Genomic DNA, 26,741 nt, shown 5'->3' with positions numbered 1-26,741 from the left:
ATATAGGTAAAAAAGTTGAAAAGAGAAGAATAAGGAAAGTTGGGATTACTTCTTTTTCTTGGCTGCTTTTTCGTCGGCGACTGCTGCTTCAGGGGGGGCTGCTACGGGTTCTTCTTTCTTTTCTTCAATTTCGGTAGTTATCTCTTCAATTGGCTTTGGAGGCGGAGTTGTTGCCATTGTCCAGCCGATCCATGCTCCAATGAACAGGATTGCTAGGAAAGCAATCAGCACCGGAATGAGTACAGCATACAGTCTTATGGTGTTACCAGTGCTTGAGGTAACGGTTTGACCGAATAGTCCGTAAATTTCTGCTGGGAAAATTACTAGAACAGCGTAACCTATAGCGACTATTAAGCATACAGCAAGTATTGCTCCACCGATAGCTTGATCTTTGCTAACCATTTAGTGATTCACCACTTTATAGGCATGTATTCTGTCAGGCAATTTAAAGTTTGCCATGCTCAAACCCTTAACCGCTTAGGTGGTCCCCATTTCCCATGTTGAAAGATATTTCTCTTGTTCAGGAGTAAGCTTGTCGATTTTGACGCCCATTGCCTGCAATTTGAGTTCAGCGATTTTTTCATCGATATCTTTAGGAACTACGTAGACTTTTGTTTGTAACTTAGCAGATTTTGCAACGTATTCAGCGCTGAGGGCTTGGTTAGCAAAGGACATGTCCATGACTTCACTGGGGTGGCCTTCGGCTGCAGAGAGGTTTACTAGTCGGCCTTCGGCTAAGAGATAGATGTGTCTGCCATCATTAAGAGTGTATTCTTCCATGTTAGGGCGCATTGTGCGGTGAGAAACTGACAGCGCCTCTAATTCAGGCACGTTGATTTCGACGTTGAAGTGTCCACTGTTACAGATGATGGTTCCGTCTTTCATTTTTTCCATGTGTTCCTTTCGGATAACGTGGATGTCACCAGTTGCAGTGACGAAGATGTCACCGATTTCAGCTGCTTCAGCCATTGGCATGACGCGTAAGCCGTTCATGACAGCTTCAAGTGCGCGAGTGGGTTGTACTTCGGTTACTATGACGTTTGCGCCTAGACCTTGCGCACGCATGGCAATGCCTCTGCTACACCAACCATATCCGCCTACGACAAAGTTCTTGCCGGCTAGCAAAACAGAAGTTGCGCGAAGGATACCGTCGATGGTACTTTGGCCTGTGCCGTAGCGGTTGTCAAAGAGATATTTGGTGTAGGCATCGTTAACGGCTATTATGGGATATTTGAGGCTACCATCTTGCTCCATGGCTTTTAGGCGAATAACGCCGGTGGTGGTTTCTTCGGTTCCGCCTTTGATGTTTTTTATGAGGTCTGGGCGTTTACCGTGAATCATGCCGACTACGTCTGCGCCGTCGTCCATGGTCATGGTGGGCTTAAAATCTAAAACTTTCTCGATACATTTGTAATAGTCCTGAGTGTTTTGGCCTCTCCAAGCAAAAACATGAACACCGCTGTCGGCTAAGGCTGCAGCGACATCATCTTGGGTTGAAAGCGGGTTTGAGGCACATAAGGCTACGTTAGCACCTCCTGCGATGAGTACTTTGATGAGTACAGCTGTTTCTTTGGTTACGTGCAGGCATGCGGCAAGGGTTTGACCTTGGAGGGGTTTTTCTTTTTCAAAACGGTTTTTTATAATGTTTAGGACAGGCATGTGTTTGGCTGCCCATTCAATTTGTAAGTGACCTTGAGCGGCTAAGCTTTTATCTTTAACTTGGAAATCTTCCATGCAATGTTCCTTCTTTTAAGAAAAAGTGTATTCTCTTCCTATTTAGAATTTGCTTCCAACAAAATAGAGAAAACAGCAAATATAGTAATAGGTGATGAGGCTGGAAAAACTTAATACAGCCCCATTTAGAACTACACTAAAGGGTGCACAGAATGAAAGAACCTTTTGTGTCTTTTGTTAAAGCACAATTAGAACCAAGAACTCTCCTAATAACCTGTGGATTACCAGCTAGCTACAAAACTGAAACCTCTGAGGAAATCTCCAAAATCAAAGGTTACCCTATCCTCCGAAGTGACTTAATCAGATTAGAGGTCCTCAAAAACGAGGACATTTTTGACGCCAAAGTTGCAGGCAACATGAACAAACGATTATCCGTTTATGATGAATTGTTCCGACGGGCAGATGAATTGGCGGCAAAAAAGGAGGGCGGCATGATTTTAGATGCAACCTTTGTCACCCAAGAACTTCGAGGACGCGCAGCAGAGATAGCGGCAAAGAACAACATGACCTTTGTAATTCTCCAAACCAGTTGCCCCCAAGAAGTATCTCTTGCGAGAATAAAGAGACGAACCAAGGAAAAATATGAATCAAACGCGCTAACCGAAGAAGCGTACATAGCCAACAAAAACAAGTTTGAACCCATAGACCTCCCAGCCCTAAAGGCAAAGTACCCCAACCTAAAAATCAAGCATCTAACCGTTGACACCTGCCACGACGAAATGAACCAATGGTTCATCGTCGGCGAAGAGAAAGTCTAGAGTCTACAACATGAAAATTGACCTCCACATTCACTCAAACGCTTCGGACGGCAAATTCAACGTTGCCCAAATCATAGAAGAAGCTAAGACGCGAAACATCGCGTTTATGGCAATCAGCGACCATGACAACATCAGTTGCCAACGGGAAGCCGCCGAAGAAGCAAAAAAAGCAGGAATCGGCTACGTAACAGGCGTCGAGTTAAACGTAACCTTTTCACACCCCAACTTTTTAGGCGGCAAAGCAGTTTCTTTGGACTTCTTAGGCTACCAATACGACCCCACAGACACAGCTCTGGAAAGTAAACTGGAAACCATGGCAAAATACCGAACTGAGAGAGCCGCGAAAATCTTAGACAACCTAAATTTGGAGTTCCAAAAAGAAAACATACCTGCCCTTACGGGGAACGATTTTAGACAAATTGAAGAATCTGTTGATGGCACCTTAGGACGCCCCCATATTGCTGATTATCTTGTCAAAAAGGGCATCGTTGCCAACCGACAAGAAGCCTTCGACAAATACCTCGTTAAATGCGATGTTCCCAAGTACCCGCTGTATCTCGAGGAGGCTTCCAAACTTATCAGGAGCGCAGGCGGGAAACTGGTACTGGCCCACCCCAACGATCCGCATGGAACATCCCTTGTTGCATTATCTAAAACGTTGTCTGAACAGATAGCAATTGTTAAAGGTAAGATGCTGCCCTACATTGACGGCATCGAATGTTGGCATTCTCGAAGCACGCCTGAAACCACCAGCTATTATTTAGCGTTTGCCAGTCGACATGACCTCTTAGCTACAGGGGGTAGCGACTGCCACCAGAAGCCTATCATGATGGGTAACCTGGATATCCCCGGTTGGGTAGCTACACAGTTCCTTTAGAGGCTCTTGGCATATTGAGCCGCTAAATGGAAATATGCTTTTGCTTCGGTTATTGCTTCGTCTTTTTCTTTGCTGTTAATGTTTGGGTCATCCAACTTGAAGCTGATAACCTTACCACGGACATATGCACGGTAGCACTTGTAAAAGGGCAACAACTGGGTTAGCTGAGAATCTTTGGAGTACGCGATATATTGCGTGATGAAGTATTCGGCTAAATCGGTTTTCTGTTGGAAATCCAAATCCATCGCCAGAAAAGCCACATCCGAAGCAACATCGGAATAGCGGAAACGGTCGTTAAATTCTATGGCGTCAAATATGCAGACTTCAGGAGTTACAAATATGTTGCCAGAGTGCAGGTCACCGTGGCAGTCACGAATGCGATTGTTAGCTATGCGGCTAGCAAAGAGTTCCCCGTTGTTTTTCATGAAGCTGTTGATTTTGGTTTCAATAAAACCGAATTCGCTTTCGGGGATTGTTTGGTTGATGTATTTTGTTGTTTGAGAAAAGTTTTCATCCCAGTTGGTTTTGACGATTTTAAGCGAGCCGAACTCGTTGATTTCTGGGTTGGTTTGAGCTTTTGAGTGAAAGTCAGCGACGATTTTAGCAATGTTGCCGATTGTTTTTTTGTTGATTTTATCCTCTTTTAAGAGCAGAGTCATGATTTTCTCTTGGGGCAGCCTACGCATTTTTAGAGCGTATTCCACGATTTGTCCCGCCCCATTGATTTTTAGACCCTCGCCGGTTTGTGTAATTGCGTCAACTTCGAGATAGATTTGGGGGCAGAGTCGTCTGTTGAGTTCAAGTTCTTTTTGGCAGTACAAACCCCTCTTCTCTAGGGTAGAGAAGTCGAGAAATCCAAAATTTACGGCTTTCTTAACTTTGTAAACGTAGTTTTGGGTTATGAACACAAAGGATATGTGTGTTTGGATAAGCTCGATTTTGCCTGTTTCTTCAGGGTACGCTTGCGGCGTAAGCAGAGCCTGAACCACTTGATTTTGGGACATCACTTAAACCCGTTTTTGCAGTTTACTCACAATGGGGGGTTAATGAATATAGGGCTATCTGTCTTTTTGTTGTACCTAACCCTCAATTTTTAGGGATTTGATTAACTTTATAAGCAGTTCGAGTCAGTCATAATAAATTGGGAATCAACATGGAGAAAGAAAAACCACAAGAACTAAAGAAGGCGTTACAGGAAATGGGTTACTCCAAGCAGATTACAGAAAGAATTGTTGATTGGCTACAAAATGCATCTTAAAACTTTTTGATGAAATCTAAAACTTGGTCAGCTTGTGCTTGGGATATTCGTCCATTCCGCTGTAGTGAAGCCACCAACTCAGAAACTTTTGCTAATGCATGAACGTGGTAACCGAGGTTTTCTAGTTTTTCCTTACCGCCCTGCTCACGATTAACCACAACCAAAATATGCTCAACAGAGGCACCAAGTTCCTGAAGCGGCTTAACACCTTCCACCTTTGAGAGACCCTCACTCACTACATCATCAAAGAAGAGTATCTTGTCGCCTTTGTTAACGTCTGCACCAGCGATTCGACCTGTAACCCCATATGCTTTGGCTTCTTTGCGTACGATAACGCAGGGGAGGTTTAGTTTACAAGCGATGCTGGGTACAATTAAGGCGCCTTTGAGTTCTATGGAGGATAATTTGTCGATTTTGCTGGTTGCCATTATTTGGCGGATTTTTTCTGCTGCGGCCTCGGCTAGTGTGCACAGTTGAGTTGGCGCGGATAGCACGCGAGAGAGGTCAATGTAGTAGGGGCTTATTGCGCCCGATTTGATTTTGAAGCTGCCAAACTTTAAGCACTCAGAGAAGTAGAGGGCATCTGCAACTTGGTCAATTAAGCTGGACATAGCGGTTTCTACCATGTGAATATCTTTATGCCGATTAAAACCTTTACCAAGCCAACAGACCTATTTGCAGTCTTTTTGGATGCTAATATTCAAGCTATGCAGAAAACGATAGAGGGGGAGGGGCTAAGCGGGCATATTTGGAGCCTATTAGAGGTTCTATGCAGAAACCTAAGAGGGGTAGGTCACTATTGACGCAAAACAAGCGCATTAACATGTTAAAAACCAGTAGAAAGCTGCTCCCTAAATGAGGGAGAGCATAGGGGCACTAACAGCCAATGTTCGCAACAGGATTAAACAACGAGATCCGCCATGTCTACACTACGCTCATAAATCTGGCGCAAAAACGAAACCGCCGCCAAAATCTGCGGCATCAAATCCACAGACTCCTTAGCTGCCTGTTCAATGTTACAGTATGTAGAATCGATTTTTCTATGAAGGTTGCGCACGTTTTCGGCTATCCCAATGTCTTTGGTGAGAAATGCTTTGAGGGCTTGTTCATTGGCTTCACAGCAAACAGCTTGCAACTCAAAGAGCAATTTGCGCAAGTCCTCAGAGAGTTTGGTGCCGTTGAGTGCTATAGTGTTGGAGGCAACTTGAACACAAGCATCACCTATACCTTCGATTAGGCTTGCGGCTAAACGGTAGTCGAGACATTCAATGGGGGTTATGCCTAGTTTATCGCTTAATCGCGGATTCTGAATGATGGTACGCAGCGTTCGCACAAGTAGGAAGTAGAGACGGTTACTTTCGTTGTCGCGGGAAACCACACTTCGGGCAAGCTCCAAATCACCCGTAATAAAAGAGGTAGAAACATCGCGAATCATGCCTGCGACTAAGCCGTGGTTTCTTTGCAAAATTTTCTGAGGCAAAAACCCAAATGGCTGCTGCGCAATGCTCTGAAGTGAAATCCGACAACTTGTTTCCTCCACTATCTCTAACCCCGCAAGTGAGCTAGCCGTGGATTTTACGATGTTACGTGCGATGGCGTCTATGCGGTCCTTGGCTTCAATATTTATAGTATCATAACCTAGCAGGTAACGTCCAACGATTTCTCGACTCAAATATGGGCCAACGCCCAGTGTGGCAACTTTGACGGCGGGTTCAGCATCTGAGTGAGGCTCGACTAAGAGTTTGCCGTCGCTTGTTACTTCCAAATTGACTAAGGTGCCTTTTTGTAAGCCGTTCTCTTTTGCCCAGCCGCGGGGTAAGCAAACAAAGAAGGTACCGGTTGGGGTCTGCTGGATTTTGCGTGATTCACTCATCGATGATTCACCTTAAACAGGTTATAACACATCTAAACTCTTGTTTGCTTATATAAATTAAGTAGATTTTGAATAGCCAACAAAAAGCGCATAGACAAGCCCAACAGGCTCTAAGAGGTGAAACCGAAGAAATATATTTTGATCACTCAGCCACACCAAGATTTTTCTTATAAAACAACAAACAGTAAATAACTCAAAAACATAAGTGGCTAATTAAAAATAAGGCAATCAAAGGTTAAGGCACAACTGATGAGTGGGCAAGAGAGACTTCAGAAGGCGATTGAGGCAACAATCACTGCAGGGTATATGCTAAACAGTGAAGCCTTCGAGTTCCTAAGCCAAACCTGCGAAACCAACGACCCCGTTTGCCTCATGAATTTGGCGCTCCAAAAAATCGAGGAGCTTCAAGAGAAGCCAATGTTTATTGAAAAAGCCTTTCTGGAGACCTTGATGCATCAGCCAACCATAACCAGCGCAGTAGTTGAGCCCCAGTCTGAACCCACACTAGAGCCCACTTTGCCACCCGCAAGTTCACCAGAACCCGCTCTATCCGAACAATACGAAGTAAACGAGTTTTTCTACCCCTATGCAAAAAGCATCCCCTCCGACTTTAAAATCCTCGACGACGCCACTGGCCAACTCACATCCAACGGCACCCTCGAGGAATATGTAGGGTATTTCCAAGACCGCTTCAAACGTATAGAAAAACTGTTTCGGCAAAGAATTGACGTAAGAGGCGCCACCCCCATCGCGGAGGCGCTGAAGTCTCAGCCGAAAACCAAACTAAAAATCATATGCATGCTTACTGAGAAGCGGGATTCAAAAAACAACACCATACTCACAGTTGAGGACCTCAACGCCAGCGCCACAGTAATGGTCCCCCAAAAAGCCCAGCAAGAGGTACGCAAAAAAGCACTCATGCTCTTACCCGACCAAATAATCTGTCTAGCCGTAATCAAAACCCGAACCAACCTGTTCCTAGCCGAGGACATAATTTTCCCCGAAATCGGCAGAAAAGCCATCCAACGCGCCCCTGAACCCATCTATGCAGTACTCACCTCAGACATTCACATCGGCAGCACAAAATTCGAGAAAGAAGCCTTCAAACGGTTCATACAGTGGCTCCGAGGCAAATATGGCACACCAGAAATGCGTGAAATTGCAGGCCGAGTAAAATATCTTCTAATCGCTGGCGATGTCGTGGATGGCATCGGCATCTATCCCGGACAGCAGCATGAGTTAACAATCCGCAACGTGCACAAGCAATACGACTTTGCCATCAAATACTTTGAAAAAATTCCCAGCTACATCGACATCTTCATTTCACCAGGTAACCATGATGCAGCCCGCAAATCACTCCCCCAACCCGCCATACCAGAAGGATATCTCACAGCCATTAAAGACAAAGCCAACATACACTCAGTAGGAAGCCCCTGCCTGCTAAACCTGCACGGCGTAGATGTTTTGATGTATCATGGCAGAAGCTTAGATGACATAATCGGCGTAGTTCCCGGCATGGATCATGATCACCCCGAAAAAGCTATGCGGCTACTAATCCAGAGTCGTCATCTAGCACCAGTCTACGGCGGCAAAACCATGCTCTCCCCAGAAAACAAAGACTACCTAGTGATTGACAAAGTTCCAGACATATTCCACGCAGGGCACATACACGTAAACGGCTTATGCAATTACCGCGGAGTACTCGTAATTAATTCAGGCGGCTGGCAAGCCCAAACGGATTACATGGAAAAATTAGGGCTAGTTCCTACGCCAGGCAAAGTGCCAGTAGTGAACCTGCAAACTCTCGAAACGACCATTTTGTCGTTCTTATAGAGTCTTGTCGACGTTTTTGTGAAGAGCTTGAGGCGAATAACCGATTAGGCGCCCAACCATGTCATCGCCGCTAAGCACATCTCGAATTAGACTGCGAGAAATTTCCAAGCGGATTTTTTTAGTTCTACCGTAACGCCCCATACTCACAACCTTAGCGTTCACCAGTCCCATCGAATCCAACTCGTTAATCAATGTGCCCAATCTACGCTGCGTCAACAACCCTGCACCAAATTCGCCGCACAGTTCATTATAAACGTCATATATTTCCCCAGTTGAAGCGTTAGATTTGTTTAAATGATAGACGCTTAGAAGCACCAGTTTTGAGTGCAGAGTCAAATTTTTGAGCGCGTCAATTACTCTGTTGTGTTCTATGTGTTTTTCGGCTTGGCGCACATGCTCCTCAGTTATAGCTTTTGAACCTTGACGTTCTGCGACTTCACCAGCGACCCGCAGCAAATCAAGAGCTCGCCGAGCATCGCCGTGTTCTGCAGCCGCCAAAGCAGAGCATATGCTTAGAGCTGAATCAGAAAGCACACCATCTTGAAAAGACAGCTTGGAACGTTCCGAGAGGATGTTGCGGAGTTCAGCCGCGTCGTAGGGTCTAAAGACAAGTTCTTCTTCACTAAGGGAACTAAAGACGCGGGGGTCGAGAAATTCTTTGAGGCGAAGATCGTTAGATATGCCAATGATGGAGACTTTGCTATTGTGGAGAGTTTCGTTTATGCGGGTGAGTTCATACATAAAGGAGTCGCCGCGGTCCTTAATGAGAGCATCAACCTCGTCGAGAACGATTATGAATATTATTCGAGATTGATCAAGGCCTTGGCGGAAGCGATCAAAAACTTCTCCAACGGATAAGCCTGTGAAGGGGATAGATAAACCAACGCTTTGGCTTAAGCTGGCAAACACACGATATTCAGAGCCCACCATACGACAATTAATGTAGCAAAACTTGACTTGGGCGCCAAATTCCTTAGCCTTAGATTCTAAGTGACTCAGGACATATTTGGTCACAGCTGTTTTACCTGTACCAGTTTTGCCGTAGATAAAAATGTTTGAACATCGTGCATCTCGCAGGACAGGGGCTACTGTAACGCCTAAAAGGCGAATTTGGTCTTCACGATGAGGCAATTTTTCAGGGATATAATCATGTCTTAGAACTTCGCGATCTCTGAACAGTTTAATGCCGTTAACGAAATTGTCAAATACGTCATCAAGTACGCTTGAATTGCCCATTTTTTCAGCCCCTATCTTTTCAGTGGTACAACCGTTATTTCTTGTGGAACAGATAAAGGATACAGTACAAAAATCTGGTTTTAGAACAACACATTCCTAAAAAAAGAACCGTATAGTAGCTAAGAACCAAGTAACCCTAGAAAAAGACACACCCCAACGTTTCTACTGGAAAAGAAGTCTGGATTATAAAATTAAATCATAATATACTATATATAAGAATATACTCTGAGTGGTAAATTGTGTTTTCATATATTAATTGTTGCTATCTAAGAGTTTAGACAAACTCTCTGCGAATATTTTTTGAAGCTTCCTAAACTTCTTTTTCCTAAAAAAACTTCGATCGGAAACAGAGGGGTGTCTGTGCATACGTTTTTTCCATGGAAAAAATCATTACCTGGCAAGTGCATTCCTTGGATTCCTTACAATCCTTGATTTTAACTCTCAAGTTTTCTGTTCAAAGCTATTCACAACAATTTTAGCTTTCACAAAACTGTGAATAACAGTAAAGATGCAATGTGAACAGCTTTCCCCCGCACTCCGTTCCCCCTAAAATACCCTTATTCTACCGTTAACAAGTGAAGAAGGCACCCCTGCGCTTCCACTGCAAAATCAAAACCAATCAATAACTGGATTATTTTTAACTTAACCTTTTCATGTGAAGCTGGTAATTCCAAACAAACCACAAAAAAATCATTAATTCCAATTATGAGCCTGAAATGGTCTTTTCTAATTACCCTACTTCACCATAACAGCTATAAGCTGTGAAGCGTAAACTTGTGAACACCTTAAGGTGTAACAAGTGCCGGCTCGCAAGATCCGCGTAGAGCTGTTCGATAGCGATGGTAATCGATATACCATTGGTTTTGAGGGTCAAGTGACCCGTGACAAAGCTATGCGGCTACTTGACCTTGTAGAGCTGTTAGGTGGTGCACCAAGCGAAAACCCAACAGCCAACGCTACCACCGCAATTACAAACAAATCTTTGTCACGTTTTGAGAAGGTGCAGCTTGTTATCCAAAAGAACTTCCCCCTGATCTGGTTCTCGTCCAAAGAGATCCAATCTGTCTATGAGCAGGAACTCAAAGAACCCGTCAGCTTAAGCACTATCTCCACTTATCTTTCTCGTATGGCCAATAAAGGTATGCTGCAGCGAACTGGAGGACCCAACAACCTCAAATACAAAACAGCACCCAACATTGCTCAGGCAGCAATAAAGCAACATATAAAATAAAAAAATCTCGTCTACGTAGAGGTACTTTCAGCTTTCTGCATCAAGGTTTCCATCTCTTTTTTGATGCTGTATCTGAACGGGATTTTGCCCGCTTCACGCTCAAGATACCCTTCCTCATAGAGCTTCTTCATCAACCGCGCCGTATGCTCTCTGCTAAGCTGGAGGCGCTCTTTGATTTCAGGCGCCGTTTTTGCTCCCTCTTTGGAGAGCATTTCTAAAACTGCAATTTCGGTGTCAGTGAGGGCAGCCATGGCTTTGTCTCGTTTGATGGGTATAACAGGCATGAGTGGTTCGGTTTTGACTTCAGGTGGCGTTGTTGGTATTTTTTGTATTTGGGTTTCAACCTCGATGATTTTATTTCGAAGGGTTTCTTGAGAGGCTTCGATGTCTTGGATTTTTAATTCGAGCCCCTCTAAACTTGAAAGCAGACTAGTGTTGTTTTGTGTGTCTTGTGTTAGTAATTGCTGAATACTTAGGCCGACGCTGCCAAGTTGTTCCTCGAGGAAGGCTAACTTTTTTTCAAAGTTTTCAATTTTGTTTTGGTTACTCTCAGACTTCGATGCGCTTCCATCAACCTTAAATGCTATAGATTCAAAACGATCTGATTCGCGCTTAAGTTCCCGGTTGAAACTTAACACTATATCTTCCACGAAGTCTCGCGCTTTCTCATACTCTTTTTGTGCCTTACGTATTTGCCTGTAGTACTCTATGGAAGCTCCCGTTGTAGCAGCAAGCAGCACGCCAACAAGTATTATGGTTAAGTCAACCGTGATATCATGCCTCATGATGCTTGTGATTTTTCGGTGATTTTGCCGTGATTCAAACGGTTACATCACACATCACACTTATTTCCATGGGCTTTTTTAAGGTTTACGGTCTTTTTATCACAGTTATACATGATATCACACATCACATATTTTCCTCTAGATAGTTCCTTAACAATGTTGCCTAAAAAATAGCTTTATTTTAAGCTTATTTTCAGAATTTAATAGTGATTTAAGGTCTATTCTCCTGGGTTAATAACTTCATTTTATAGCCAAAAAATGGTGATTTGTTGTGATTTGTGACATCACAGAGGCTGTTCTGATGGGCTAGAAAGCCGTTTTAGGCTTGTTTCTAGCTCTTCTCGGATGATTTCTATGACTTTTAGATGGTCTTTTAGCTCCTCTTCCTTGGTAGGTACGTCCTGGTGAGCCTCCACATAATTGTGCAGTTTATTGGCTATTTCGAGGTACGGGTCAAGAGTTGTGCTCTCAAACACACCTAAATAACCTAAAAGTAGGACCGTGTAGATGGATTTTATGACGTTTTCTTTGGACTGTTTTAATGTCCTATTAAAGCTTCCGCGACTTATTTTTGCCCTTGTTAGCCGTAAGGCGGCTTTATCGTCGTATTTTAGTTGTTTGCCTGATATATTTTCGGCTAAAACGTCAATTAAGAACGTCTCGAGCTGTGTTTTAGTTAATTGGCTGTTTTTTGCCAGTATTTGTACAATGGGGTCGTTTAAAGCCCCATTTAACCATGCTTGTACTCCTTCTTTTAGCTTCATTTTATCGTTTATCTCCATCTCTGTAATGGATACAGTTTTGTATACCTACTCGCGTTTTTATCCTTTCTCCAAGCGCTAAACTCCATGTATCCACAAAATAAAAAGCTAAATTACAGCCTAAATTAAAAAACAAGGAAATTACAAACGTTCTCGACGGTTTCCCGTCGAATTCTGACCAGTTAACATTAAAAAGGCTAAATTCTCAAAGATTCAAACAACCTTTTACCCTGAACTTTACATAAAAAATGCACTTTTGCAAATGCTACAAACTGCGATACTACACAAAATTAACGGATACACATCGAATAAGACACACTTTTTACAATTAATCTCCTCTCAAAACAACCTTGTTTTTCCATAGTCTCACACGTGATTTAAACAAAAAACCCCGTGATATCAATCCATCACGCCAAAATCACCGTGATTTTACCATACAACCCTTGACATCACGTGCTGTGATGCACCTGTGATTCTAAACAACATCAAAAAACACGAAACGTGACCTGCTAGAAACGCTCACAAAAATCCTTAAGCTTCTCAAAAAGCTCCGGACGCAGATCCCGCATGGTAGGGATGAATGTTTCCGCTGCACGCAAATCCGTAAAATCGACCTCTGCTATTACAAAGTCCTCTTCATCATACTTCGCTTTAGCTAAAACATCTCCTGTAGGGCTTACAAGGCGGCTTCCACCCCAAAACTGCAAACCCTCCTGAACCCCTGCGAGGTTTACATAAGCCAAAAAAGCCGTGTTTTCCAATGCCCTTGCAGAAGTCAAAACTTCAAAGTAGCTTCGACGAACCGCAGGCGAGGCAGAAATGCAGACTATAAGCTGCGCACCCATAAGCCGTGGCAGCCTAAAGACTTCTGGGAAGAATACGTCGTAACAGATCGTTAAGCCGATGTTACCGAGGCTGGTTTGCAATGCCACAGGTTCATAGCCGAGACGAAAATAACGTTTCTCCTCAAACACGCTATGCGTGGGCAGATACATTTTTCGATATTTCCCGATTACTCCATCAGGTCCAATGCAGACGGCAGTATTATAGAGCGTTAGCTTGGCTTTTTCGCTTCTTTCAGGCATCCCAAATATAATATGCATACCCGTCTCTTTAGCTAAAGCCTCTACCTTTTTGATAGAGGGTCCGGGGATGGTTTCGGCTAGCTCGTAGATTTGGTCATGCAACACGTAACCAGTAAGGCACATTTCGGGGAAAACTGCGAGTTCAGCGCCTTCTGCTTTGGCTTTGCGGGTTAACTCTTCTATTTTTTGGAGGTTGCCCTGTTTGTCTTCTCTTTTGCTGCTGATCTGGCAGAGGGCAAGTTTGAATTTATCCTTCATCGGCTATTCCTTAATAGTTGTGTCTTGGAAGCCTAAAATCGTTTCCCACAGTTCGATAACCCACTTTAGGTGCTAAGGGTAATCGACGTTTATGTTCATTAAGAAGCCACCGCGTTTTAACCTTCTCAACAAGGGTTTGGTCCACGCTTAGTTGTTGAGCAATTTCCTGTGGAGTCATAAATCGTTCCAGCCCATACAGAATTAAGTCGAGGGTTTCATATTTTATTTCTAATTCTGTTTCTGCAAGCTGGTTGGGCCACAAACCTGGGGTGGATGGTTTGAGTGCCAGTTCCTTTGAAATCCCCATATGAAAGGCAAGTTTGCGGACCTGAGTCTTGTAAAGGTCCAGAATTGGTGCTATGTCTGCTGCTGCATCGCCCCATTTGGTGAAATAACCCATCATAGTTTCTGATTTATCGGAGCTGCCGCAGACGATGCGGTTTTGCTTGTTAGCATAATAGTATAGATATATCATGCGGGTTCGGGCTTTGATGTTTCCTTTGCAGAGCCGATCCGCTGGGTCAAAGATTGGAATTTCGTTGTAGAAGCCGTTTAGGGTTTGGGTCATATCGCAGATTTGGGTAGAAATGTTGAATTGATTTGCGATGGTTTTGGCGTCATCGATGTCTTTTTGGTTAAAATTCTCTTTTTCGGGAAGCATTAAACCCAAAACGTTTTCGCCACCGATAGCTATGCTTGAAAGTGCAGCGATGGTTGTGCTGTCAATTCCGCCAGATAGCCCCAGCACAATTCCTTTGGCGCCAGTGCTTTCGACGTATTCTTTGATGAAGCGGCAGATTCTTTTTTGGGTCTCGGAAAAATCCATTTCTAAAACAGACGGCGTTAGGTTCACTGTTTTTCCACTGCCTCCTCTTGATGGTTAGTAGGCAAGTATTTAAGGACAAGCATAAATATTAATGCACATCACCAAACGAAAAGAAGGTTAATTGTATGGGGCGAAGAAGGAAAAAGGTTGTTCATATTCCAAAGAAACGATTACCAAAGTTCTTCTCTTGCCCTAAATGTGGGAAAGAAACTGTGCGTGTAGAAATCTTCCGCGAAGACAGCCATGCCTTAGCCCAATGCAGCAGTTGTGGTCTTAAAGAAGAATTCCCAATTAAATCCGCACAAAGCGAAGTTGACGTTTACTGCATGTTAACCGACCGCATATACGGCACCCAGAAAAGAACCTCTATAACAAACGCAAAGAATGAGTAACTGAAGGATTGCTAATGGTTGGTCCCATAGAAAAGTACTTGCTGGACAAAATAGCAGCCGAAGGCTCCATCCACCTTACTTTGATTGACCCCGAAAAAGTCACCTCTGCCGACGCTTCTCGAATCGCAGAGAATTCTTACAACAGCGGAACAGCAGCTATAATGATTGGCGGCTCGACCTTTGCTTCCCAAGAGCATCTTGATAACGTGACTAAAGCCATAAAAACCGCAGTAAAGGTACCAACGATTCTTTTTCCAAACAACGTATCTGGCATAACCTCGCATGCAGACGCCATCTGGTTTATGTCCCTGCTGAATTCGGTAGACCCCTACTTTTTGATGGGCGTCCAAATCCTTGGGGCTCCTCTTGTTAAGAAATTCAAGCTCGAACCCATCTCCATGGGCTATATCATCGTAGGCGAAGGTGGAACTGCTGGCATTGTGGGCAAAGCCATTGCGGTGCCTTATAATAAACCTGAACTTGCAGCCGCCCATGCCCTAGCTGGCCAATATCTCGGTATGCGTTTCATCTACCTTGAAGGAGGCTCAGGCGCAGCCCATCCCGTTCCCCCCGAGATGATACGTGCCGTTAAACACTACATCGACATACCCCTCATAGTAGGAGGAGGTATCCGAACCAAAGAGCAAGCCCTAGCAGCTGCTTCTGCAGGCGCAGACATCATAGTCACCGGCAACATTACCGAATCCAGCGACTCCAAACAACGCATATCCGACATAATCTGTGCCATAAAAACAGTTAAGTCCTAATTTTTCTTGTTGCCTTTAGGTTTTCTTTTAGAAAGCCAAAATAACCCTTGCTTCATATCTTGCCAGTGAGCGGTTATCTTGAAAATTAGCCAGGGCTACCAAAACTACGTTGACTCCATGGAAAACGAACTTAAACACCTCTACGAGATTAGCGACAGCGCTCGCTCTAGAGGACTCGACCCCGCCCTCAAAACTGAATGCATCGTAGCCCAAGACATCGCCGACCTAGTGGAAGGTCTCGTTGGACCCAAAGGCGTTGCACTTAGCATCCGCGACCTAAGCGCTAAGATACCCCGCGAAGAAGTTGCCTTCAAAGTAGCACAGCAGGTTGCTCAAGGTAAATTCCTCAAACCCGACGAAGAACAGGGACCCGAGCAGCTAGCTGAGCAGGCGATTCGAACAGCGCTTGCCATCTTCACAGAAGGGTTAACTGCCGCTCCCATCCAGGGCATCGCTCAGGTTAAAATAAAAAAGAACGCAGACCAAACCCGCTACCTCGCCGTTTACTTCGCAGGACCCATCCGTTCTGCCGGCGGCACCGACCAAGCCCTAACCTTAGTCGTAGGCGACTATGTACGCCGCGAACTAAACTTAGACACGTACAAGCCCACTGAAGAAGAAGTATCGCGGTTTGTAGAGGAGTTGCGGCTCTATGAACGCTCCGTTGGGCGCTTCCAATATCACATTCCCGACGAGGAGCTTCGGAAAGCGCTAAATCTTATTCCCGTTGAATGCACGGGGACCGAGTCTGATCCTGTGGAGGTCTCCTCTTACCGCAACTTGGAACGCGTCGAAACCAACCGTGTCCGCGGTGGAGCACTTCGTGTGGTTAATGACGGCATTGTAGGGCGTGCCCAAAAAGTCTATGTTATCATTGATAAATTGGGTTTTTCGGGTTGGGAGTGGCTCAAAAACTTTAAGAAGAAATCGGAGAAGAAATCGGGCGGCTTCATGGACGACGTCATCGCTGGACGGCCCATCTTTGCTTTCCCCTCCACAAAAGGCGGCTTTAGACTGCGTTACGGTCGCTCACGAAACACCGGGCTCTCAGCTGTAGGTATCCATCCTGCCACTATGCTTGTCGTGGAGAGTTTTCTTGCTGCAGGTACCCAGATGCGTTTAGAGTTGCCCGGCAAGGGCGGTGTGACTCTGCCTGTGGATAGTATTGAGCAGCCTGTGGTTTTGCTTAAGGATAACTCCGTGGTTAGGGTCTCGCTTCAGAACTTCCCCGACGTACAGGGGAAAATCCAAAAAATCCTATTCTTAGGCGACATGCTCATTGACTTCGGTGATTTCCTCTACAGCAACAAAGCTCTGCCGCCCTCAGGCTACGTGGAGGAATGGTGGTCCAAAGACCTTCAGAACGCAATCCTCTCAAAATTTGGCGCCGACACCAAAAAAGCCGCCGAAGCCTGCAACCTAACCCCCCAGAAAATTGACGACTTCATACTTGACCCCTTCAAAAACAAACCCACCACCCAAGAAGCAATCGCACTCAGCCACCTTTTGGATGTGCCGCTAGCCGCTAACTGCATCTTCTATTGGACGGGCTTGTGTACCGTTCAAGAAGTCGAGTCCCTGCGAAAATGGCTGGCAAGCAGTGAAGTAACCTTGACGGATGGTGTTGCATCAAAAATCACAGGACCCCCAACTGAGGACGCAATTAAGGCACTTCGAAAAATCTTTGCGCCCCACCGAATGATTGAAGGTAAAGTCGTGTTAAGCGGCGAGGAGGCGGCTGCGTTTGCCTTCACCTTGGGCTATGGTACTTCGCGGCAGACGGCTTCTTTGCAGGCGGCGTCGGTTCTTGAATTGTTAAGCCTGCTCTCAGGTGTGCAGATTAAAGATAAAGCCCCAACCTATGTGGGTGGACGTATGGGTCGCCCCGAGAAGGCAAAGCACCGTGAAATGAAACCCCTCGTCCACGTACTTTTCCCCGTCAGCTTAGCAGGCGGTTCACATCGAGACCTTATGGAAGCCGCCAAACAAGACCACGTCTTCGTAGAGCTAGCCCGACGCAAATGCCCCACCTGCAAAACCTACACGCTAAAAATCAGATGCGATACATGCGGTTGCGAAACAGTCCCTGAGAAGAGTTGCCCCCGTTGCGGTAGAGCCGTTAAGGATGCTGGCTGCGCAACCTGCAAAACCGATGGGGTTCTCTATCAGCGTCAATCTTTAAACTTCCGCGACCTTGTCAACAACGCCTGCGCTACACTAGGTTATCAGGCTCCCAAGATGCTCCGCGGCGTCAAAGGTCTCACAAACCTTGACAAGACCCCAGAAATCATTGAAAAAGGCATCTTGCGCGCTAAGCATGGCTTATCTGTGTATAAGGATGGCACCATCCGCTTTGACGCTACCAATGCCCCCCTAACCCATATCACACCAGCCGAAATCGGAGTCTCCATTGAGAAGATGCATCAAATGGGTTATCTAGCCGATACGCATGGTTTGCCCTTAACCGACCCTAATCAAGTCTGTGAACTGAAACTCCAAGATGTCGTTATTCCCTGGACGGCTGGGGAGTACTTTGTGCAAATCGCTAACTTTATCGACGATATGCTTACTCGCGTCTACAAGCTGCACCCCTACTATAACGTCAAGAAAGCCGAGGATATGGTCGGGCAGCTAATCTTTGGCTTGGCGCCGCACACTTGCGCTTGTATCTTGGGTCGGGTTGTCGGCTTCACTGATCGTAACGTAATTTATGCCCATCCAGTTTGGCACAGCGCGAAACGACGTGACTGCGACGGCGACGAAGACGCCATAATGCTTGGTCTCGATACGCTGCTTAATTTTTCGCGTGTGTATCTTCCCGCACAAATCGGCGGTATCATGGACGCCCCCATCCTGCTCATCCCCTTCGTTAATACCAAAGAGGTGCAGCGGCAATTCCATGATTTCGACGTCAGCTCCACCTATCCACTAGAGTTCTACAAGAAAACTCAAGAAAAATTTGATGCCCGGCCCGCCAGCGCTATAATGGATGTCATCAGCCATCGTCTCGGTACCGAAGCCCAGTTTGAAGGCTTCCAATTCACCACACCCTGCACAAGCATCAACCTTGGTAACGCCAACAGCAGCTACAAAGAATTCAAATCCATGATAGACAAGCTTCACATGCAGCTAGAGCTTGGTGAGAAAATCGATGCTGTCGACGCCCGCCGGGTAGCTCTCAAGGTGCTTAACACTCACTTCATGCGTGACATCGCTGGGAACATGCGCGCTTTCTCCACGCAGGGGTTCCGATGTAAATCCTGCAATCGTAAATTCCGACGTTTACCCCTCAAAGGTAACTGCCCCTCATGCGGCGGAAAACTAACCCTCACCGTTTACCGAGGCGGAATCGAGAAGTATCTGGTGGCAGCCCAACAGTTGGTTGACAAATACGGTTTACCCGCCTATTACACGCAGCGGATGGATTTAATTAAAGAAGAACTCGCCGTTATGTTTGATAACAAAAAACCCAAACAAGCCACTCTCTTTGACTTCAAGTAAGCGAAAGCTTTTGAACCAAAACTGCCCCTTGATTGTTTGGTGATAAATCATCAAGGATTCCTGGCATCCCAATGCTTACCTTAAAAAAATCAAAAACGTACACAACGGGCTAGCTGCACGAACCAAAATACTCTTGGAACTTGATAAGCAAGGGTTTAGCGCCGCCAAACTTGCCACCCAAGCGGGATTATCCTATAATGTCGTGATGTATCATCTGCGTCTGCTCAAGGCTGAGGGTACCGTGGAACGTAAAGGTGTCCGTCGCTATGTTTGGTTAGCGACGGGGTTGGGGCAGAAGCGTCTTGGTTAAAAGGTGCATTGGCAGGGTGCGCTTTGACATTTGGGGCACTTGTGCGGATACTTAGCCAACGCGGCAGCTTCAAGGTCGATGCCCATTATGTTGGCAAGAGATGCTAGCCAGGCGATGACGTCGGCGAATTCTTTTTCTGTTGCTTCTCTGTCGGACCCTTTGAGTTCCGCGCCTAACTCTTGCACTTCATCCACTAACCAGTTAAACGTGCCCTCGATGCCTCTTTCGTTGTCTCTTTTGAAGTAGAGTTGTTTCATCATTTCTTGGAATTCACGGATATGCATAAAGTTCCCTGTTCTTCTTGTTTTGGGCATTATTAATTTGCTTTGGCTGTGTTTTGTTGATGCTTTTGTATACCGCGCAGGGTTGATGCATCCGTCTGGTTTGTTGGATTCTCTGAAGCCGCGAAGTTCGGCGATAGATTAATTAGGTCAAAAAAAGACTAGACCCTACAATCTCAAAAAAGTGATGTTTGATGAGTGGACGCAGAAGAAAGAAAGAGTCAGGTCCAATGCCTGCTGCTAGTGCAGGTTTGCTTAGGTTCTTTGAGGAAGAAACGGAAGGCATCAAAGTCCGCCCAGAACTGCTTGTGGCTCTTTCTATTACTTTGATTGTTGTTTCGGTTCTAGCAAAAATCTTCTTCTAAACTTTCAATTATTATTTTTTAGGTTTTTATCGGCTACTGCTTCTTGGTTGGGTAGGCGGCAGGATTTCTAATCGTTGAATGGATGCCAGATTGAGGTATAAGTCGCCTCTTTCTTCTCGACTTGCCACCTGTGGAATTGGCTGGGCGATTGTGGATCTTAGAACTATGGCGTCTGCGTCGGATAGCCAGATGGCTGAGGGTTCCCGTGTTACTGCGGCTAGGGTTCCCTCAAACCCATAGGCGGGGTCGATGATTATTCTGATTTTTTTGCCCACGTTTCTTTCCAGCATCAGGAAGATGGAGGGGGGCAAATCTTGCTCTGGCATATACTTCGCAAACTGATATGATTGTGAGTTTAAACATAAAACGGTATCTCCTCTGCGGCATGTTGTTTTTGGCTGTTGAATTGGCAAAATAGCCCTTTTTAACCCTTTGACTTAAACATGTAACTGTCAAAACAAGCTTGCGATGGCTGGTTGTTATAGAAAAAAATGTAATTCGTGTCTAGCAAACCCTGCCCAAAAGTTAGCTAAATATTAATAGGGCTAACCAATTCCTAAATGCGGATAGAAATGGAGCCTAACTCTTCTCTTAATCACTCAATGGACAGCGCCACAAAACACTATTCATCCATGTTCCTCCTTCCCTCACTCAAAAAAGCGCTCCTCGCCGTCGCAGTCATTTGCATAGCCGCAATCACCCTTTGCACCTACGCCATATTTCCATCCATAAACAGCTTCTTCCTCGGAATCGCCCTATTCGCCGCAACCCTCACCGGTGACACCCTAATCAGCAAAGTTCTCTTACGTGACGACCCCATCTTCCTTATACGCCGAACCCTCGCGTTGTCGTTTGTATGCTGGATAATCTGGCTCCTCTTCATAATTATCGGCGTTGGCTTAAGTGTAGCCTTTGGCTGGCTACTCTGGGTTAAACTTTGTCTCTTGGGCTTCGCAGCAATAATAACCCTAAGGCTGCTTGTGTTTAATGCGGTGTCCTCTGCCGCCCTTTGGCGACGATTGGTATCTACTTTACTTGGACCCCTTCTCTGTATAGCCCTCTTTACCACCTTTTGGGTCACCTTAACAGGAATCACCCTTCTGCAAATTTTGGTCTTCATAATAATATCCCCCGTAATAGGGTATGTAGCCGTACACCTCTTGCTCTCCGCAATTGACCATTTAGGCCAAAAAAGCTACTCCCTCCCTGCGATGCCTCTCTTTAGGGCGTTTCTACTCAACTGGGTAACAAACCTAAACGAACCTTTAGAAAAATACTTAGAAACCATGGGCCAAAATTCAAACATAGACGTCACATACATCAAGTTCGATGCCCAAAAAACCAAAGCCGCAATAATTGTGCCCCAAGTGCATCCGGGTCCCTTCAAAAACATCGGCAGCAGCCTCCTGCCCTCTTTGCTCAAATTCCGATTTGACAGCGAATTTGGCTGTAACTCCTGCATACCCTTAGGTATATTGGGGCATGAACTGGATTTAGCCTCCCAACCCCAAAACCACAAAATTATCGCCGAAATCATTGCATCCGCAAAGTTTACAGCACAGCAATCTTTGGCGTCTCCCTTGGTTCGAGAAATAGATGGCGCAGCAATTGCTTCCTGCCAAATCTTTGGCGATACCGCGTTTTTGTCTTTTTCTTTAGCGCCTCAAACAACCGAAGACCTCCCTCAAGAGCTAGGTCAAGCGGTAAGTGAGGAAGCCAAAAAATACGGGTTGAAAAACGCCTTAGTCGTTAACACCCATAACAGTCTAACCGACGTAATTGATACTGCAGAGCATCTGGATGAGTTGCAGCGTGCTGCCTCCAAATGTCTCCAGAAAGCAGTTGCCCAACCTACAAAGCCGTTTAAGGTGGGCTCCGCAACGGTTTATCCTACAGAATTCAGCCTCAAAGCAGGCATGGGCACTGGCGGCATAACTGCTATAGCGGTGGAAGTGGAAAAACAAAAAACCGCATACATAGTCATTGACGGCAACAATATGGTTCCAGGGCTGCGAGAAAAAATTCTTGCTTCCCTCTCTGGCTTAGGCTTTGATGTTAGTGAGGTCTTCACAACAGACACACATGCTGTAAGTGCCTTGGTCACAGGCGAGCGGGGTTATCATCCAGTGGGAGAGGTCATGGACCAAACACTCCTAATCCAATACATCACTGAAGTTGCGAAGAAAGCTTTGGAGAATCTTGAAGTTTGCGCAGCCGCTTGCCGCCACATAGTTGTGCCAGACATTAGAGTCATCGGTGAAGAGCACTTAAAATCCGTTACAACGCTTGTTGACAAGGCTATTGTGTTAGCAAAACGTTTGGTGTTGCCTCTTTTTGGCGGCGAAGGTTTGCTGCTGCTCTTGCTTTTGCTGCTGCTCTAACCTATTTTTGGGGTTGTCGGCGGGGTTTACGTTTGAGTTCGGTGCCGCAAACTTGGCAATCCCCAAATTTGGCGTTCGCAGGATATTCGCGGTGGCACGCTGGACAATACCTAACCCATTCCAGTACCCGTTTAATTCCAAACGTTGCCAAAGCCACAAACTCCACACCCATCCGTTTTGCAACGTTTTGAATTGAGTAGTCATCTGTCATAATCTGCGGAGCATAACCAGCTTCTTTGAGTTCTAAAGCTACCGATAATAGCTGTAGATCTGTTTCTGAGAGTTTGAATACGTCGCCTGCTTGGCTAGCAAACGCGTTGACTTTGCTGGTTGCGTCTGGGGAGGGTGCCTGTACTTTTAGTTTGCCGCTTTCAATGGCTGCTTCGAGTCGGGTCTTGGTCATGGAGCTGCGCCTAATTTCTTCCTCAACCTTAGGTACTGTGACTTGCTGTTCGGGCATCGCAAAAGGGTCAAATCCCGCTACAAACGCGGAGGTATCTAAAACGATTACGCGTTTGCCTTTGGAGTTGTCTTGGGGATTCATTCTGTTCCCTTAAAGAGCAATCGGTTTCGCAGTCTATCATAGAATTCGGTTTCAAACCGAATAAAGGAGGTGACGTTATTTGATTTGGTGATTTTGAGTTTGGGTTGGTCGGCGCTGATGATTTTTCGGAAGTTACCATCAATCAGAATCAGCACTTCACGAGGCATGATAACCTCAAAGGTTATTGTGGAATCCGTGGGGAAAACCAACGAATGAAACACGGATAAGGGGCAAATCGGCGTCAACAGGAAAGCATCTGCGTCGCTGTCAAGAACGGGACCGCCTGCAGATAGCGAATAGCCCGTGGAGCCCGTTTGGGTTGCCACGATTAAGCCGTCGGCTTGGCATTTGAGGATGGGTTTGCCGTTTTTGCATATTTGGGTATAAAGGATTTTGGCGGGTTCTCCAGTGGAGATAACAACATCGTTTAGGGCGTCGGGAAGTTCTTGGCCGCCTGCGGACACGGCGAGTTTGCCGCATTTTTCTAGTTTGTATTCGCCTCCAAGGACGCGTTCAACAGCGGTGCAGGCGTCTTTGGGTTCGACTTCCGTCAAGAAGCCTCTTAAGCCCATGTTGATGGATAAGATGGGCGGTTCAGGTTTAGGCACGTTGATGCATGTGCGGAGGATGGTGCCGTCGCCGCCAATGGTTATGATGAAATCTACCTTCATTTTGGCGAGCGGAACGAAGGTTGCTTTAGCGGTGATTTTGTCGGATAGGGACTCTTCGATGTAAACCTCTATGCCTTTGTTTTGGAGGTAGAAGGTTAATTCTTCGGTGAGTGCTAGAGCTGCTTTTTTGTCGTAACGGGACACTAAACCTACCGTTTTGAACACTAAATCCACCGCTAAGTAATGATGGGTTAACTTAATCTATATTAACGTTAGTGGTGAGTTAGCTGCGTTTCTTGGGCTGTTGAGCCGCCTGCTATGGGCAAGAAAAAAAGGTTCCTTTTTCATTAGCTTTTTGATTATCTATGTTTTTCCTGTTTAGTTGATTGAATGAAACGTATGTGCCATGGGTTTTTTGCACTCACGATAGGTGAGTGAGTCTTATTAGCACTATCTTTTTGATTGCTTGCTACCATTAAAGGCGAAAAAATATGAAATCACTAAAAATTAAAAGCTATCACGTATTAATTGTGTTGTTTCTTATTCTGACAATGTCTGCTTCAATTCTCGCTATACCAAGTTCCAATGCACATGTTCCGCCCTGGAAAATACCCACCTATGCATACATCACTGCAACCCCTAGCCTCGTTGGCGTTGGTCAACAGGTTACTTTGGCTTATTGGCTCGATAAACTTCCTCCCACAGCCGCTGGCAATGCTGGTGACAGATGGCAAGATTTCAAAGTAGAGATTACTAAACCCGGCGGTTCCGTAGACGTAATCGGTCCCGTTGACTCTGACTCCGTTGGCTGCGGCTATACGCTGTATACTCCAACAGAAATTGGCAATTACACACTTCTCTTTACCTTCCCCGGACAAGTGCTCTCCAGAACTGGCGCAACAGGGATAACTGGAAGCGCAAGTGATTATGAGAACGATACATATCTGTCCAGCAATGCAACAGCAACATTTACCGTACAAGCAGATGCAATATCGCAGCCGCCTAACTATCCGCTTCCTCAAGAATACTGGTGTCGACCTATAGAAGGACAGAACAACGGCTGGTATCAGGTTGCATCAAATTGGTTAGCTGGTGCGCATATAGTTCAGAAGGTCCAACCGGTCGGTACAGCACCAAATACGGCACACATTATGTGGACAAGACCCATGAGGGACGGCGGTGTTGTTGGAGGTACAAACACACGCGAAAATGGCACCACTTACTATGACGGAACACAATACGAGACGCAACTACAGAATCCCGTTGCAATGTACGGGAGACTTTACTATACAGTTCCCCTCGGTAGCGCTTCCGCAAGCGGTGGATACGTCTGTGTTGATATTCGAACTGGCAAAACAATATGGTCAAGCGATACTTTAGGTAGCACTGTTACTGCCCCCACATTCGGACAACTTTACGCATACGATTCCATGAACCAACATGGAGTGATCCCTAACGGATACCTCTGGACAGCAAACTTCGCTAATGCATACGATCCGTTGACAGGAAAATTACTGTTCAATATGACCAGCGTCCCTACAGGCACTGAAGTATACGGTCCCAACGGAGAAATCCTAAGATATGTACTAAACGTTTCAGGTAAATGGTTGGCTATGTGGAACAACACGGCAGGCCATAGTCTGACCGGTTCGACAAATGCCACTGACTTCACAAGCACAAGCTATAATCAATGGCGACCAATAGGCAAAAACGTTAATATGAGTGATGCTTACTCGTGGAACGTCTCAATACCCACTCTCTCGTCAACAACGACAGTTCGCCAAGCCATCTATGACGATGTATTACTATGTAGTTCAGGCACGTTCGGCGGAGTCAACGAACTCAACGCCGGCTACACCATGTATGCGATAAGCCTAAAACCGGAATCAAGAGGAACTTTGCTTTGGACAAAGACATATGCAGCGCCAGAAGGAAACGTCACAAGAAGTTTTCGATTCATCGATACTTCAAACAGGGTTTTCATATTCTGGGATAAAGAAACAATATCTTATTCAGCGTACGACTTAGATAATGGCAACTACTTGTGGACTACATCCTCAGAAAATCCATGGAATATCTATGCAGGCGGCGGTGGTTCTATCTGGACACAAACCGTTGCTTATGGGAAACTTTACTCAACTGGCTACTCAGGCGTAGTCTACTGCTACGACACTAAAACCGGCGAACAACTATGGAACTATAGTACCGCGACTATGGCAGGGCTTGCTACCCCCTACGGTGGCTATCCTCTCGGCATATGCGCTGTAGCTGATGGAAAAATCTATTTCCACACCAATGAGCATTCCTCAAACGCACCTTACTGGAAAGGGTCACCCATGATTTGCCTCAATGCCACCACAGGAGAAGAACTATGGACCATACCCTTCCATGGTTCATCAGGTTATGTGCCTTGGGGCTACGTTGTTGCAGACGGTTACCTTGTAGGTCTCAACCTCTTTGACGAACAATTATACTGCTTCGGTAAGGGTCCAACAGCCACCAACATAAATGCACCCGATACTTCAATTGAACTGGGAAGATCCCTTGTCATTAAAGGCTCCGTGACCGACATTGCTGCGGGTACAGTGCAATCTGAACAGGCTTCGCGTTTTCCAAACGGCGTGGCAGCAGTTTCTGACGATAGCATGAGCACTTGGATGCAATACGTTTACCAGCAAAAACCGAGACCAACAAACACAACTGGCGTGCAGGTAAAATTAACAGCTATAGACTCCAACGGCAATTACAGGGACCTAGGAACAGTAACAAGCGATGACGACGGATTCTTTACGCTAAACTATACTCCTGACATTCCAGGACTCTACACAGTCACGGCATCCTTTGAAGGAAGCGACTCGTATTGGCCATCACATGCTGTAACCTCTTTTGCGGTTGATGAAGCATCTGCAACTCCGTCACCATACCCCCAAGTGACCTTCCCGCCTACTGAAACATACATTTTAGCAGCCAGTTCAGCAATCATAGTTGCCATCGCAATTGGATTTGCGGTAACAATATTGGTGCTTCGTAAAAGACCATAAACCTCTCTTCCTTTCCTTTTTTGTCTCCAAATT

General features: G+C 45.6%; 25 protein-coding genes. 11 read left to right on the top strand and 14 right to left on the bottom strand.

Translation table 11 applies throughout. The features are described from left to right. Positions 1–45 precede the first annotated feature (45 nt). Both NWE92_00705 and NWE92_00700 read right to left on the bottom strand, forming a co-directional pair. Positions 46–402, bottom strand: coding sequence for a hypothetical protein (locus NWE92_00705; GenBank protein MCW4028156.1), 357 nt, complete (start codon positions 400–402; stop codon positions 46–48). Between the two features lie 75 nt (positions 403–477). Next, on the bottom strand, positions 478–1,734 hold the full coding sequence (locus NWE92_00700; protein ID MCW4028155.1) for an adenosylhomocysteinase: 1,257 nt from the start codon (positions 1,732–1,734) through the stop codon (positions 478–480). 152 nt (positions 1,735–1,886) lie between these two features. On the opposite strand from NWE92_00700, the gene NWE92_00695 reads away from it, so the two are divergent. Together NWE92_00695 and NWE92_00690 are read left to right on the top strand one after the other, a co-directional pair. Beyond that, entirely contained in the window at positions 1,887–2,492 is a 606-nt protein-coding gene (locus NWE92_00695; protein ID MCW4028154.1) for an ATP-binding protein, read from the top strand. Positions 2,493–2,502: 10 nt separating this feature from the next. Continuing rightward, positions 2,503–3,369 (top strand): PHP domain-containing protein, encoded by an 867-nt coding sequence (locus NWE92_00690; protein ID MCW4028153.1) that lies wholly within the window; start codon positions 2,503–2,505, stop codon positions 3,367–3,369. Here the strand turns inward: NWE92_00690 and NWE92_00685 are convergent. The 3 genes from NWE92_00685 to NWE92_00675 form a co-directional block, all read right to left on the bottom strand. Next, positions 3,366–4,373, bottom strand: coding sequence for a hypothetical protein (locus NWE92_00685; GenBank protein ID MCW4028152.1), 1,008 nt, complete (start codon positions 4,371–4,373; stop codon positions 3,366–3,368). The genes NWE92_00690 and NWE92_00685 overlap by 4 nt on opposite strands. A gap of 250 nt (positions 4,374–4,623) precedes the next feature. After that, on the bottom strand, positions 4,624–5,253 hold the full coding sequence (locus NWE92_00680; protein ID MCW4028151.1) for an orotate phosphoribosyltransferase: 630 nt from the start codon (positions 5,251–5,253) through the stop codon (positions 4,624–4,626). Positions 5,254–5,528: 275 nt separating this feature from the next. After that, positions 5,529–6,500 carry a hypothetical protein gene (locus NWE92_00675; protein ID MCW4028150.1) on the bottom strand — a complete coding sequence of 324 codons (972 nt, stop codon included), beginning with the start codon at positions 6,498–6,500 and terminating at the stop codon, positions 5,529–5,531. A 249-nt stretch (positions 6,501–6,749) separates the two neighbouring features. Between NWE92_00675 and NWE92_00670 the strand changes: the two genes are divergently transcribed. Next, positions 6,750–8,333 (top strand): DNA-directed DNA polymerase II small subunit, encoded by a 1,584-nt coding sequence (locus NWE92_00670; GenBank protein ID MCW4028149.1) that lies wholly within the window; start codon positions 6,750–6,752, stop codon positions 8,331–8,333. On the opposite strand, the gene NWE92_00665 is transcribed toward NWE92_00670, so the two are convergent. Next, the gene (locus NWE92_00665) at positions 8,328–9,569 is read right to left on the bottom strand and encodes an orc1/cdc6 family replication initiation protein (protein MCW4028148.1); all 1,242 of its coding nucleotides are present in this window, start codon (positions 9,567–9,569) and stop codon (positions 8,328–8,330) included. The genes NWE92_00670 and NWE92_00665 overlap by 6 nt on opposite strands. 799 nt (positions 9,570–10,368) lie before the next feature. On the opposite strand from NWE92_00665, the gene NWE92_00660 reads away from it, so the two are divergent. Next, positions 10,369–10,800: a hypothetical protein gene (locus NWE92_00660; GenBank protein ID MCW4028147.1), complete on the top strand. Its 432-nt coding sequence runs from the start codon at positions 10,369–10,371 to the stop codon at positions 10,798–10,800. Between the two features lie 11 nt (positions 10,801–10,811). On the opposite strand, the gene NWE92_00655 is transcribed toward NWE92_00660, so the two are convergent. The 4 genes from NWE92_00655 to NWE92_00640 form a co-directional block, all read right to left on the bottom strand. After that, positions 10,812–11,585 carry a MarR family transcriptional regulator gene (locus tag NWE92_00655; protein ID MCW4028146.1) on the bottom strand — a complete coding sequence of 258 codons (774 nt, stop codon included), beginning with the start codon at positions 11,583–11,585 and terminating at the stop codon, positions 10,812–10,814. Between the two features lie 284 nt (positions 11,586–11,869). Further along, the gene (locus NWE92_00650; GenBank protein ID MCW4028145.1) at positions 11,870–12,349 is read right to left on the bottom strand and encodes a hypothetical protein; all 480 of its coding nucleotides are present in this window, start codon (positions 12,347–12,349) and stop codon (positions 11,870–11,872) included. A gap of 506 nt (positions 12,350–12,855) precedes the next feature. After that, positions 12,856–13,689 (bottom strand): carbon-nitrogen hydrolase family protein, encoded by an 834-nt coding sequence (locus NWE92_00645; protein ID MCW4028144.1) that lies wholly within the window; start codon positions 13,687–13,689, stop codon positions 12,856–12,858. A gap of 10 nt (positions 13,690–13,699) precedes the next feature. Further along, positions 13,700–14,515, bottom strand: coding sequence for an NAD+ synthase (locus NWE92_00640; GenBank protein ID MCW4028143.1), 816 nt, complete (start codon positions 14,513–14,515; stop codon positions 13,700–13,702). A 125-nt stretch (positions 14,516–14,640) separates the two neighbouring features. Here NWE92_00640 and NWE92_00635 point away from each other — a divergent pair, with 125 nt between their 5' ends. The 4 genes from NWE92_00635 to NWE92_00620 all read left to right on the top strand — a co-directional run bounded on the left by NWE92_00635 (position 14,641) and on the right by NWE92_00620 (position 19,485). Then, entirely contained in the window at positions 14,641–14,907 is a 267-nt protein-coding gene (locus tag NWE92_00635; GenBank protein MCW4028142.1) for a hypothetical protein, read from the top strand. Between the two features lie 14 nt (positions 14,908–14,921). Next, a complete protein-coding gene (locus tag NWE92_00630; GenBank protein MCW4028141.1) occupies positions 14,922–15,674 on the top strand; it encodes a geranylgeranylglyceryl/heptaprenylglyceryl phosphate synthase in 753 nt (250 codons plus the stop codon). Positions 15,675–15,752: 78 nt separating this feature from the next. Then, complete coding sequence (locus NWE92_00625) at positions 15,753–19,175, top strand: DNA polymerase II large subunit (protein ID MCW4028140.1); 3,423 nt, start codon at positions 15,753–15,755, stop codon at positions 19,173–19,175. Positions 19,176–19,308: 133 nt separating this feature from the next. Further along, positions 19,309–19,485: a hypothetical protein gene (locus NWE92_00620; GenBank protein ID MCW4028139.1), complete on the top strand. Its 177-nt coding sequence runs from the start codon at positions 19,309–19,311 to the stop codon at positions 19,483–19,485. Here NWE92_00620 and NWE92_00615 read toward each other — a convergent pair. Then, complete coding sequence (locus NWE92_00615) at positions 19,482–19,769, bottom strand: nucleotide pyrophosphohydrolase (protein ID MCW4028138.1); 288 nt, start codon at positions 19,767–19,769, stop codon at positions 19,482–19,484. The genes NWE92_00620 and NWE92_00615 overlap by 4 nt on opposite strands. Before the next feature lie 191 nt (positions 19,770–19,960). Between NWE92_00615 and NWE92_00610 the strand changes: the two genes are divergently transcribed. Then, positions 19,961–20,131 (top strand): preprotein translocase subunit Sec61beta, encoded by a 171-nt coding sequence (locus NWE92_00610; GenBank protein MCW4028137.1) that lies wholly within the window; start codon positions 19,961–19,963, stop codon positions 20,129–20,131. A 26-nt stretch (positions 20,132–20,157) separates the two neighbouring features. Here the strand turns inward: NWE92_00610 and NWE92_00605 are convergent, their stop codons facing one another. Continuing rightward, positions 20,158–20,457: a hypothetical protein gene (locus tag NWE92_00605; GenBank protein MCW4028136.1), complete on the bottom strand. Its 300-nt coding sequence runs from the start codon at positions 20,455–20,457 to the stop codon at positions 20,158–20,160. 246 nt (positions 20,458–20,703) lie between these two features. On the opposite strand from NWE92_00605, the gene NWE92_00600 reads away from it, so the two are divergent. Further along, positions 20,704–22,512, top strand: coding sequence for a DUF2070 family protein (locus NWE92_00600; protein MCW4028135.1), 1,809 nt, complete (start codon positions 20,704–20,706; stop codon positions 22,510–22,512). A gap of 1 nt (position 22,513) precedes the next feature. Here the strand turns inward: NWE92_00600 and NWE92_00595 are convergent, their stop codons facing one another. Next, the gene (locus NWE92_00595) at positions 22,514–23,056 is read right to left on the bottom strand and encodes a hypothetical protein (GenBank protein MCW4028134.1); all 543 of its coding nucleotides are present in this window, start codon (positions 23,054–23,056) and stop codon (positions 22,514–22,516) included. Continuing rightward, positions 23,053–23,892, bottom strand: a complete 840-nt coding sequence (locus NWE92_00590; protein MCW4028133.1) for an NAD(+)/NADH kinase — start codon at positions 23,890–23,892, stop codon at positions 23,053–23,055. The genes NWE92_00595 and NWE92_00590 overlap by 4 nt, the downstream gene beginning before the upstream one ends. 266 nt (positions 23,893–24,158) lie before the next feature. Between NWE92_00590 and NWE92_00585 the strand changes: the two genes are divergently transcribed. Further along, on the top strand, positions 24,159–26,708 hold the full coding sequence (locus NWE92_00585; protein ID MCW4028132.1) for a PQQ-binding-like beta-propeller repeat protein: 2,550 nt from the start codon (positions 24,159–24,161) through the stop codon (positions 26,706–26,708). The last annotated feature ends 33 nt before the right edge of the window (positions 26,709–26,741 follow it).

It is taken from the genome of Candidatus Bathyarchaeota archaeon (assembly GCA_026014745.1).
Lineage (GTDB): Archaea > Thermoproteota > Bathyarchaeia > Bathyarchaeales > Bathycorpusculaceae > Bathycorpusculum.
Note: the sequence above shows the minus strand (reverse complement) of the source record. Positions and strands in the feature narration are given on the sequence as shown.

Excerpts from the sequence above, each read along its gene's own strand:
- NWE92_00670 (MCW4028149.1), top strand. The coding sequence starts at position 6,750 with ATGAGTGGGCAAGAGAGACTTCAGAAGGCGATTGAGGCAACAATCACT.
- NWE92_00610 (MCW4028137.1), top strand. The coding sequence starts at position 19,961 with ATGAGTGGACGCAGAAGAAAGAAAGAGTCAGGTCCAATGCCTGCTGCT.
- NWE92_00635 (MCW4028142.1), top strand. The coding sequence starts at position 14,641 with ATGGGGCGAAGAAGGAAAAAGGTTGTTCATATTCCAAAGAAACGATTA.
- NWE92_00585 (MCW4028132.1), top strand. The coding sequence starts at position 24,159 with ATGAAATCACTAAAAATTAAAAGCTATCACGTATTAATTGTGTTGTTT.
- NWE92_00705 (MCW4028156.1), bottom strand. The coding sequence starts at position 402 with ATGGTTAGCAAAGATCAAGCTATCGGTGGAGCAATACTTGCTGTATGC.
- NWE92_00600 (MCW4028135.1), top strand. The coding sequence starts at position 20,704 with ATGGAGCCTAACTCTTCTCTTAATCACTCAATGGACAGCGCCACAAAA.
- NWE92_00605 (MCW4028136.1), bottom strand. The coding sequence starts at position 20,457 with ATGCCAGAGCAAGATTTGCCCCCCTCCATCTTCCTGATGCTGGAAAGA.
- NWE92_00615 (MCW4028138.1), bottom strand. The coding sequence starts at position 19,769 with ATGCATATCCGTGAATTCCAAGAAATGATGAAACAACTCTACTTCAAA.
- NWE92_00690 (MCW4028153.1), top strand. The coding sequence starts at position 2,503 with ATGAAAATTGACCTCCACATTCACTCAAACGCTTCGGACGGCAAATTC.
- NWE92_00650 (MCW4028145.1), bottom strand. The coding sequence starts at position 12,349 with ATGAAGCTAAAAGAAGGAGTACAAGCATGGTTAAATGGGGCTTTAAAC.
- NWE92_00630 (MCW4028141.1), top strand. The coding sequence starts at position 14,922 with ATGGTTGGTCCCATAGAAAAGTACTTGCTGGACAAAATAGCAGCCGAA.
- NWE92_00655 (MCW4028146.1), bottom strand. The coding sequence starts at position 11,585 with ATGAGGCATGATATCACGGTTGACTTAACCATAATACTTGTTGGCGTG.
- NWE92_00640 (MCW4028143.1), bottom strand. The coding sequence starts at position 14,515 with ATGGATTTTTCCGAGACCCAAAAAAGAATCTGCCGCTTCATCAAAGAA.
- NWE92_00680 (MCW4028151.1), bottom strand. The coding sequence starts at position 5,253 with ATGGTAGAAACCGCTATGTCCAGCTTAATTGACCAAGTTGCAGATGCC.
- NWE92_00695 (MCW4028154.1), top strand. The coding sequence starts at position 1,887 with ATGAAAGAACCTTTTGTGTCTTTTGTTAAAGCACAATTAGAACCAAGA.
- NWE92_00675 (MCW4028150.1), bottom strand. The coding sequence starts at position 6,500 with ATGAGTGAATCACGCAAAATCCAGCAGACCCCAACCGGTACCTTCTTT.
- NWE92_00700 (MCW4028155.1), bottom strand. The coding sequence starts at position 1,734 with ATGGAAGATTTCCAAGTTAAAGATAAAAGCTTAGCCGCTCAAGGTCAC.
- NWE92_00665 (MCW4028148.1), bottom strand. The coding sequence starts at position 9,569 with ATGGGCAATTCAAGCGTACTTGATGACGTATTTGACAATTTCGTTAAC.
- NWE92_00645 (MCW4028144.1), bottom strand. The coding sequence starts at position 13,689 with ATGAAGGATAAATTCAAACTTGCCCTCTGCCAGATCAGCAGCAAAAGA.
- NWE92_00685 (MCW4028152.1), bottom strand. The coding sequence starts at position 4,373 with ATGTCCCAAAATCAAGTGGTTCAGGCTCTGCTTACGCCGCAAGCGTAC.
- NWE92_00595 (MCW4028134.1), bottom strand. The coding sequence starts at position 23,056 with ATGAATCCCCAAGACAACTCCAAAGGCAAACGCGTAATCGTTTTAGAT.